Genomic DNA, 8,838 nt, shown 5'->3' on the forward strand with positions numbered 1-8,838 from the left:
GTGGCGTGAGCCGGGGCTGCCGCTGCTGGTGGTCGACTGGCGGTGTAGAGCGTTTATCTACCAGAGGTATTCGGCGTCAGCCAGGCCACAGATGCATGGTGAGCAATTTCACGTCAGCATGTTCCACGTCCCGTTTGGCCCCTGGCAACTCGCAAGGGCAAACTCACAGCGAGACGTCTAGTAATTACCTTTGTACCAACGACGGGTAGGAAACTAAGCAGCAGACTGGCAGCGGATTTTGGACCACGGTCGCTCAGCACCCGAGTCGAGTCGTCGGGCCAGGACGGTCAAACTTGACCCTTTGACATGTCAATGTACTGGGCTTCGAAACCCCGTTTATTCGAGCCGGCCGGTTGTCTCGTCCAGTTGAAGATTGCGAGGGTTTACCTCGCGCTTGCTCCCAATGTGAAAAACCAAACTCCTCATCGAACCGCCGTGGAGCTGAGGGTTTGCGGCCACGTCAGCCGACGGCGCAACCACAAGGCTACGTAGACAAGGCCGAGCAGCACGGGCACCTCGATGAGCGGGCCGACAACCCCGGCCAAGGCTTGGCCGGATGTAGCGCCGAATACGCCGATCGCCACGGCAATCGCTAGCTCGAAGTCGTTGCTAGCCGCGGAGAACGCCAGCGCCGCCGTGCGGGCGTAGGACAGGCGTAGCCACCTGCCGATGGCGAACCCGCCGACCCACATCACGGCGAAGTAGACCAGCAGCGGCAGCGCGATCCGGGCCACGTTCACCGGCTGGGACGTGATCGTCTTGCCCTGCAGCGCAAAGAGTACGACCACGGTGAACAGCAGCCCATACAAGGCAATCGGCGCAATGCGCGGCAGCAGCGTGCTCTCATACCACTCTTGGCCTCGGGCGCGTTCACCGAGGGTTCTAGTGAGGAATCCAGCGACTAGAGGGATCCCCAGGAACACCACAACGGTGACGGCAATCGCAGCGAAGGAGACATGCAGGCTCTGGGTCGGCAAGTGGAGCCAGGCGGGCAAGACGTTGAGGTAGAAGACGCCGAGCGCGGCATAGGCCAGCACCTGGAACACAGCGTTGAGCGCAACCAACACGGCAGCCATCTCTCGGTCGCCGCAGGCTAGGTCGGTCCAGATCAGCACCATAGCGATGCATCGGGCCAGACCTACCAGAATCACGCCGGTGCGGTAGGCGGGCAGGTCTGGCAACAGCAGCCACGCGAGGGCGAACATGAGTGCCGGTCCGATGATCCAGTTCAGAATCAACGACACGGCGATCATGCGGCGGTCGGCGGTGATCCGCCCGATCTCCCGATAGCGGACCTTGGCCAACACCGGGTACATCATCAATAGCAGCCCGACGGCAATCGGCAGGCTAGTGCCGTGGATAGAGACGGCATTGAGCCAGTTGGCCAATCCCGGGATGAGGCGGCCCAACAGCAGCCCGGCTGCCATCGCCAGTCCAATCCACAATGGCAGGAATCGGTCGACCGTCGACAACCGGGCCACGACGTGGCTGTCGTCCGACTGCGGAGTGCGGGTGACGCTGGGTTTGTGGCTCATCTGTTCAATCTCGTTCTTTTAGTTCGGCTGGGGGCTGCTGGCCCACAGCGGCGTTGCGTTCCTGCGCAGGCACATTGCAGACGAGAAGCGCGGTGCCGGAAACTCGGCGACTAGGCGGCGTGGCTGCGGGACGGTATTCATGGTCGGGTCGCTGGGCTGAGGGTGTCGGTTCCCAAAAGCTGCGAGAGTTGTTGCAGCGCAGTTTGATTTACCCGGTAGTACACCCATGAGGCACGCCGTTCGCTGTCGAGCAATCCAGCGGTGCGTAGGACCTTTAGGTGATGGGAGATGGTGGGCTGGGTCAGTTCAATCCCCGCTGACAAGTCGCAAACGCAGGCTTCACCACCCTCGTGGCTGGCCACCACGCTCAGCACGCGCAATCGCACCGGGTCAGACAGCGCCTTCAGCTTGGCCGCCAATTGGATGGCTGCGTCAGCCGAAAGTGGCTCACGCACAAGCGGGACGAAGGTACACCCTTGCTCCGGGGTCAACGGCAACTGTGACTTCGACACGCATCGATATTGACTGATATCGAATCGGTGATCAAGCGAACGGTGCATGAACCGAGGTGCGGATCAGCGGGTGGGTTACACCGGTCCCGCCCGCCCCGCGGTGGCGGCGGTTAGCAGCAAGAACCGGTTGTCGCCTTCTCTTTACCCTCGTCAGCCGGCGATCCGCCACAGCACACAGCGCCTTGGGTCTCGTGATCGAGGTGCTCGGGACTTGATCCGAAAGTCTCTGAGTCGGCCAGCACCGTGTAGACCTCCCACTTCTCCCCGGCTGGCCCGGTCACCCAGACCTTGTCTTGGGTCGCGAAACAACAGGTCGTTCCGATCTCCTCATCGGTGAACAAGCCCTCGCCCTGCAACCGCACGATTTCCTCGTGGACTGCCTCGCTGGACTGGACCTCCACGCCCAGGTGGTTGAGCGTGCCGCCCCTTCCGGGATTCTCCAAGAGCACCAGCTTGAGTGGTGGCTCAGCGATGGCGAAGTTGGCGTAGCCAGGCTTGCGTTTCGCCGGCTCGGTATTGAACAGCTTGGAGTAGAAGGCCACAGCATCGTCGAGGTTGTCGACGTTCAAGGCGAGTTGTACGCGGGACATGAGAGCAGGCCTTCCTTAGGCGTGAGACATATATCGAATTTGTTCGACCCACGCCAGCATGCCACCTTTTTGATATATGTCAAAGCTTTGTGGCAGAATCGTGGTATGCCGAAGACATTGCCAGTGGTCGACATCACCGCACCGGCATGCTGCGCGCCGCTGGCCGCTGGCCCCATGAGCGATGACGACGCCCTAAAGGTGGCCCTACGCCTCAAGGCGCTGGCAGACCCCGCGCGAGTCAAGATCATGTCATTGCTGTTCTGCTCACCTGTCGGTGAGCAGAACACGGGCGAGCTTGCCGGCGTTCTCGGATTGGCCGAGCCAACCGTCAGCCACCACCTCGGCCAGCTTCGCAACGCGGGCCTGGTCGAATCGCACCGCCGCGGCATGAACGTCTACCACCGTCCCCATCGGGATGCGATGGCCGCCCTCTGCGCGGTGCTCGACCCGAGCTGCTGCACCTGATTTCGTGTCACGGCGGTAGGCGCGCTGCAGCGTTGCTGCACGCTTCGCACCCGCCCCGCGAACTCCGGCCGTCTTGGCGATGAACGTCAATTGACGAGATCACCGAATCCTGCCAGCACCTTGACCTTTGCGCGATAGCTCAGTAGAAATTGAGTTAATTATGATTGAGCTATCGACGGATGCGTTGCGGCGCTTGCAGGTCCATGCCGCCCTGGCCGATCCTGGTCGGCTGGTCATCGTCGATCGGTTGCTGCTCGCGGATGCCTCGCCCTCGGAGCTTCAAACTGCGCTGTCGATGTCGTCGAGTCTGATCGCCCACCATCTTGGGGTGCTCGAGGGTGCGGGCATTGTGCGCCGAGTCCGCTCAGAAGGAGATCGTCGTCGCTGCTATCTGCAGTTGATCCCCGAGTCGCTGGATTTGTTGGTGCCCTCGACCGCGTGGCGTGCCGAGCGGGTGGTGTTTGTGTGCACCCAGAATTCGGCGCGCAGCCAGTTGGCCGTGGCGGTGTGGAATCGCCGCAGCTCGTTGCCGGCGACCTCGGCGGGGACTCATCCCGCCGCTGCGGTACACCCGTGGGCGGTCGCCGCGGCGGCGCGCCGCAAGCTGCCGATGCGGCCCCACCCCCCGCGCAATCTCGATGACGTTGTTAAGCCCACCGATGTGATCATCGCGGTCTGCGATAACGCCCACGAGGAACTGCCCGCTGACAGCCGGCGCCTACATTGGTCTATCCCCGACCCCGTGCGCACCGGCCGGGCCGGCGACTTCGACCGAGCCCTCGATGAGCTGATCGTCCGTATCGATCACGTGGCCCCCACCCTGGACCCCCATTAAGCAAGACATCGCGCTGAAGACCGGAGGAACCCACCGTGAGCATTTCACTGAAACGATCGTCGGCCGCCTTGAGCTTGCTGGCGGCCACCGGGATGGTGTTTTGGTTTTCGGCATGCGCCAAGGAAAATTCAACCCCCTCATACGCCACCACGGCGAAGGTGGACTGCGGCGGCAAACAAACGCTGAAAGCCAGCGGCTCCACCGCGCAGGCCAACGCGATGACCGCGTTCGTCAAAGCCTACGAAAAGGCCTGTCCGGGGCAGACCCTTACCTACACGTCGAACGGCTCAGGTGCCGGAGTGGCCGAATTCATCTCAGGAAACACCGATTTCGGTGGCTCGGACTCGGCGCTGAGCGGAAACGAGCCCAGCATGGCCAAGGATCGGTGCGGCTCGGACGCCTGGAATCTGCCAGTGGTGTTCGGTCCTTTGGCGATCACCTACAACCTCGAAGCCGTAAACAGACTGACGCTCGACGCCCCGACGCTAGCGAAGATCTTTAACGGCAAGATCACCCGGTGGGACGACCCGGCGATCAAGGCGCTCAACGGCGAGGAGATGCCCTCCCAGGCTATCTATGTGATCTTCCGCAGCGATGCGTCGGGCACGACCGATAACTTCCAGCGCTACCTTGACGCTGCCTCGGGCGGCACCTGGGGCAAGGGAAGCGGCAAGGTGTTCAACGGCGGGGTCGGCGAGGGCGCACCGGGCAACGAGGGCACCTCGGCGAAAGTCAAGTCCACTGAGGGCGCGATCAGCTACAACGAATATTCGTTCGCCCAGGAGCAACGGCTGTTCGCTGCCCGAATCGTGACCTCAGCCGGGCCAGATCCGGTCTCCATCACCGCTGACACGGTCGGCAAGGCCGTCGCCGGGGCGACCATCATGGGCCAGGGTAACAACCTGGTGCTGGACACCTCGTCGTTCTACAAGCCCACCCAGCCCGGCACCTACCCGATCGTGCTGGCGACCTACGAACTGGTGTGCTCGAAATACGCTGACCCACAGACCGCGAAGGCGGTGCGGGCGTTTCTGCAGTCCACCATCGGGCCAGGCCAGGCGAACCTGGAAGATCACGGATACTTCCCGTTGCCCAATGGTTTTCAGGCAAAGGTGCTCAGCGCCGTGGACGCCATAAGCTAGACATCACACTCCTCGGCGCAGCGCTGCACCGCCACCGCAACACCCGTGACACCACTGGAGCCAATCCCGCATGACAGCTCGTCATATCGTCGCTATCGGTGGCAGTGACGCCGGCATCAGCGCAGCGCTGCGCGCCCGCGAACTCGACCCCGCCACCGAAGTCACCGTGGTTGTCGCCGACGCCTATCCCAACTTTTCCATCTGCGGCATCCCTTACTACGTCTCGGGAGAAGTCACCCACTGGACCAATCTGGCCCATCGCACCGCCGCCGACCTGGCCGCCACCGGCATGCGGGTGCTCACCGACACCTGCGCCACCGCCATCAATGTCGAGGAACACACCCTCGACGTTCTCGACTCCACCGGCGCCCCACAGCAACTGTCCTACGACGCGCTGGTCGTGGGCACCGGCGCCATCAGTGTCCGCCCGCCCATTCGCGGGCTCAGCGGCCCCGACGCACTCGGCCCCTCCGATGGGGTGCACCTGCTGCACTCCATGGGCGACACCTTCGCTGTCATGGACTCCCTGCAGCAACGCAACCCCGCCACCGCCGTGATCGTCGGCGCCGGCTACATCGGCCTGGAGATGGCCGAAGCCCTCACCTCTCGCGGCATCGTTGTCACCCAGATCGAAGCGCTGCCCGAAGTTCTGCCCACCGTCGACCCCGAACTCGGCGCCGTGGTGCACGCCGAACTGCAACGCAACGGTGTCGAAGTCCTCACGAACACCGCTGTCACGTCCATCGCCCGCGCCGATACCGGCGCACTCATTGTCAGCGCCAGCCATGACAGCCAACCCGTGTCGCGCACAGTTGATTTCGTCCTCGTCGTTGTCGGAGTGCGCCCTGACACCGAACTCGCCGCCGGTGCCGGCGCCCATCTCGGGGTCAAGGGCGCCATCGTCGTCGACCAAACGATGCGGACCAACCTGCCCGACATCTTCGCGGCCGGCGACTGCGTGCACACCCACCACCGGCTCCTCGGCATCACCTGGCTACCGCTGGGCACCACCGCTCACAAACAAGGCCGTGTGGCCGGCGAAAACGCGCTCGGCGGCCACGCCCACTTCGCCGGCAGCCTGGGCACCCAAGTCGTCAAGGTCTTCGACCTCGTCGCCGCCCGCACCGGCCTCCGCGAACACGAAGCCCTCGCCGCGAACCGCGGCTGGACCCCCGTAACCAGCCAATCGAGTCCCGATGACCACAAGGCCTACTACCCAGGCGCGACCCCTATCCACATCCGCATCACCGGCGACCAGCACAGCGGGCGCCTTCTCGGCGCCCAACTCGTGGGACACCGCAGCGCCGAAATCGCCAAACGTGTCGACACCTACGCCACCGCCCTCTTCCACGAAATGACCGTCGACAGCCTCAGCGAGCTCGACCTGTCCTACACCCCGCCACTCGGGTCGCCCTGGGACGCCACCCAAATGGCAGCCCAAACATGGGTGCGCGAACACCAGCCCGCCACGGCCCGACCCCTAACCGCCTAACCAACATCCGCACAGAATCGCGTCCGACACGTGCGCATCAACAAGCGCGAGAAGCTCAATCGATTCACAACACAGCCAGGCGCACCAAGATTGCCCTCATCGCCGGCGCCGTGGTGCTCGTCGCCATCGTCGCTGCAGCCGTGGGGATCTCGGCGCTCATCGCACACCACAACCACAAATCCCCGCGGTCCGCGCTGCCGTTTACGGGCCTCAAAGGGTCGTACCGCTACGGCGGTGGACACCACCGGCGACCTGTACGTCACCGACTTTCAAAACAATCGGGTGCTGAAGCTGGCGGCGGGCTCGGCCACCCCGACCGTGCTGCCGTTCACCGGCCTCAACGTTCCCTTCGGTGTGGCGGTGGACACCGCCGACAACCTCTACCTCACCGACGCGCGCAACAACCGGGTGGTGAAGCTGCCAGCGGGCTCGTCCACCCAGGCGGTGCTGCCGTTCACCGGCCTCAACAACCCCCTCTTTGTGGCGGTGGATACCGCGGGCAGCGTCTACGTCACCGACGCCAACGAGCGGGTGCTGAAGCTGCCGATGCAGTAGCGCGGTCGCAAACGGCCGCGGCCAAGTCGACCGCGGCTCGCCAGTACGAGCGGTCGGAGGCCTCGTGGCTGAAGTGTTTTCCAAAAATCGTTGATGGCGCCCGAGTTGACGCCATCGCACCGCCATCGAAAGGGGCCACCGAGTCAAGGGACGCCTAGGCGAAAGCTATTCGGCCTTACGTTCGAACAACGCGGCTACTCTGCTGTGCGCATCATCGATAGCCTTCTTGGCTGCGTTCGAGTTCCGGTCGAGCATGTCCGTTGCCCACTTGCGTCCAGCGTCAAACTGCTGGTCGATGTGATCTAAGAGCTGCTTGCGCCGCGCATCCCACTCGTCTGCGAACTTGGCGTTCTTTTGCTGCTGCCGTTCGATCAGATCCTCGAACATCTTCTGTTGGGCTTTCCAATGCTGCTCGATCTTCTCGGCGAACTGCTGCTGCATGGTCGTCATTTGCTGCTCGCCCTGCGCGAGCAGCTTGTTGATGTGCTCAGCGAAGTCTTCGCCCGGCTCTTCCGCCATTTGTCTGTTTCTCCCATCCGTTGAGGTGATCATCCTGAGTGGTTTCTCTCGTCAAGACGAGATCAGGCCCGCGCCGGGAAGGGTGCTGATGCCATCCGGCGCGGGCCTGTTTTCATGGTTGTCTACGCGGCATATCGTCGCGCTATCGCGGGGCAGCCGGCTAGGGACTTTCGACCCCTCACCAACAAGGTGACGGGTGCGCACGCGGCTCATTAGCATATCGTTAGCGGTTCCGTCGGATACTGCCGTTGCCGCAGCTAGAAGCTCTGCGCGATACTGGGATTGAACTAGTGGCACACTGTTACTTGCGCACGCACAGCATATTCGTGGGCGCGCGATGAACGGCGATACCCGCTAGTTGTGCGCGGGCTCCTGCTCGGTCAGGTCTACGACCTTCGCGTCGGGAGCGCTCGTCTTGACCGACTCAATGCCCTTCTCGGCACTCGATCAAGGGAGATTGCGATGGCTGCGAAGTTTGAGTTTTTCAAGGACAAGAGTGGGGATTTCCGGTTCCACCTCAAGGCAGCCAACGGGGAGATCATCGCCGCCAGCCAGGGCTATGAGACCAAGGCGAGTGGACGGAAAACACGATAGTCCGAGAAACGGTTGGCGTTCCTTGATGCGCTGGATGGGCTCCCGGTGAGCCAAGCGGGGAGAGCCTAGACCTCGGCGTTGACGCGCTACCCGAAACCGGGTGCCACGACCCGCAACCGCTACCAGGTCGCCGGCATCTGGCTGCCACGGCGATGATGAACGCGGTTGAGCTGGTCAGAGCAGTAGCCCATCGCGGTGGCCCTGACTGGACGCGATGATCTCCCCGTTGGGCGCTTTCAGGTGGAAGCGAAACTCGCCGGACTTGTCCTTGAAGATTTCAAACTTGCCCGACATCTCAATCTCCTTTGATCGGCGGCGCGTGCCGAAACTGTGAAGATTTGCCACGCGTGTGTGAAGGCTTCGTTAAGAACGTGGCCCATTCCGCGTCAAACCAGCACCGTGGGAGTATGACGCTCCGAACGTGGGGTCCCCGAAGTTGGCGTGGGCCGGTGCCGCCAGTCCGAGGGTGAGCATGACCAATTGAGCACCGCCGATGCCGATCAGCAGATTTCCTTGCTCAGGTCCATTTGTGCCCGAACACTCTGTGAAAGGAAGCGTGTGTTCAAGCCTCTTGCGTTCGCAGTGATTCCTGCTGTCTG

General features: G+C 62.9%; 10 protein-coding genes and 3 pseudogenes. 7 read left to right on the forward strand and 6 right to left on the reverse strand.

Annotated elements, in window-relative coordinates; translation table 11 throughout:
* On the forward strand, positions 1 to 181 hold a 181-nt coding region (locus ACLP9N_RS21645), incomplete at its 5' end, for a hypothetical protein (protein ID WP_442409332.1).
* A 241-nt stretch (positions 182 to 422) separates the two neighbouring features.
* Here ACLP9N_RS21645 and arsB read toward each other — a convergent pair.
* The 3 genes from arsB to ACLP9N_RS21660 all read right to left on the reverse strand — a co-directional run bounded on the left by arsB (position 423) and on the right by ACLP9N_RS21660 (position 2,637).
* Positions 423 to 1,535 carry an ACR3 family arsenite efflux transporter gene (gene arsB, locus ACLP9N_RS21650; RefSeq protein ID WP_442409333.1) on the reverse strand — a complete coding sequence of 371 codons (1,113 nt, stop codon included), beginning with the start codon at positions 1,533 to 1,535 and terminating at the stop codon, positions 423 to 425.
* A gap of 137 nt (positions 1,536 to 1,672) precedes the next feature.
* Positions 1,673 to 2,047 (reverse strand): ArsR/SmtB family transcription factor, encoded by a 375-nt coding sequence (locus ACLP9N_RS21655; RefSeq protein WP_442409334.1) that lies wholly within the window; start codon positions 2,045 to 2,047, stop codon positions 1,673 to 1,675.
* Positions 2,048 to 2,157: 110 nt separating this feature from the next.
* A complete protein-coding gene (locus ACLP9N_RS21660; RefSeq protein WP_442409335.1) occupies positions 2,158 to 2,637 on the reverse strand; it encodes an ArsI/CadI family heavy metal resistance metalloenzyme in 480 nt (159 codons plus the stop codon).
* 105 nt (positions 2,638 to 2,742) lie between these two features.
* Here ACLP9N_RS21660 and ACLP9N_RS21665 point away from each other — a divergent pair, with 105 nt between their 5' ends.
* The 5 genes and pseudogenes from ACLP9N_RS21665 to ACLP9N_RS21685 all read left to right on the forward strand — a co-directional run.
* Positions 2,743 to 3,102 (forward strand): Rv2640c family ArsR-like transcriptional regulator, encoded by a 360-nt coding sequence (locus ACLP9N_RS21665; protein ID WP_442409336.1) that lies wholly within the window; start codon positions 2,743 to 2,745, stop codon positions 3,100 to 3,102.
* A 160-nt stretch (positions 3,103 to 3,262) separates the two neighbouring features.
* Positions 3,263 to 3,937 (forward strand): arsenate reductase/protein-tyrosine-phosphatase family protein, encoded by a 675-nt coding sequence (locus ACLP9N_RS21670; RefSeq protein WP_442409337.1) that lies wholly within the window; start codon positions 3,263 to 3,265, stop codon positions 3,935 to 3,937.
* 41 nt (positions 3,938 to 3,978) lie between these two features.
* Positions 3,979 to 5,079: a phosphate ABC transporter substrate-binding protein PstS gene (pstS, locus tag ACLP9N_RS21675; protein ID WP_442409340.1), complete on the forward strand. Its 1,101-nt coding sequence runs from the start codon at positions 3,979 to 3,981 to the stop codon at positions 5,077 to 5,079.
* Positions 5,080 to 5,149: 70 nt separating this feature from the next.
* Entirely contained in the window at positions 5,150 to 6,571 is a 1,422-nt protein-coding gene (locus ACLP9N_RS21680) for an FAD-dependent oxidoreductase (protein ID WP_442409338.1), read from the forward strand.
* Positions 6,572 to 6,802: 231 nt separating this feature from the next.
* Positions 6,803 to 7,114: pseudogene (locus ACLP9N_RS21685) on the forward strand (serine/threonine protein kinase); the annotation flags it as partial.
* Positions 7,115 to 7,291: 177 nt separating this feature from the next.
* Here ACLP9N_RS21685 and ACLP9N_RS21690 read toward each other — a convergent pair.
* Both ACLP9N_RS21690 and ACLP9N_RS21695 read right to left on the reverse strand, forming a co-directional pair.
* The gene (locus tag ACLP9N_RS21690) at positions 7,292 to 7,645 is read right to left on the reverse strand and encodes a hypothetical protein (protein ID WP_424073326.1); all 354 of its coding nucleotides are present in this window, start codon (positions 7,643 to 7,645) and stop codon (positions 7,292 to 7,294) included.
* Between the two features lie 354 nt (positions 7,646 to 7,999).
* Positions 8,000 to 8,089, reverse strand: a pseudogene (locus ACLP9N_RS21695) (DUF1508 domain-containing protein); the annotation flags it as partial.
* An 18-nt stretch (positions 8,090 to 8,107) separates the two neighbouring features.
* On the opposite strand from ACLP9N_RS21695, the pseudogene ACLP9N_RS21700 reads away from it, so the two are divergent.
* A pseudogene (locus ACLP9N_RS21700) lies at positions 8,108 to 8,227 on the forward strand (YegP family protein); the annotation flags it as partial.
* 186 nt (positions 8,228 to 8,413) lie between these two features.
* Here the strand turns inward: ACLP9N_RS21700 and ACLP9N_RS21705 are convergent.
* Positions 8,414 to 8,533 carry a YegP family protein gene (locus ACLP9N_RS21705; protein ID WP_442409339.1) on the reverse strand — a complete coding sequence of 40 codons (120 nt, stop codon included), beginning with the start codon at positions 8,531 to 8,533 and terminating at the stop codon, positions 8,414 to 8,416.
* Positions 8,534 to 8,838: the final 305 nt, after the last annotated feature.

Origin of the sequence: Mycobacterium sp., from assembly GCF_052144515.1 — a bacterium.
Taxonomy (GTDB): Bacteria; Actinomycetota; Actinomycetes; order Mycobacteriales; family Mycobacteriaceae; genus Mycobacterium.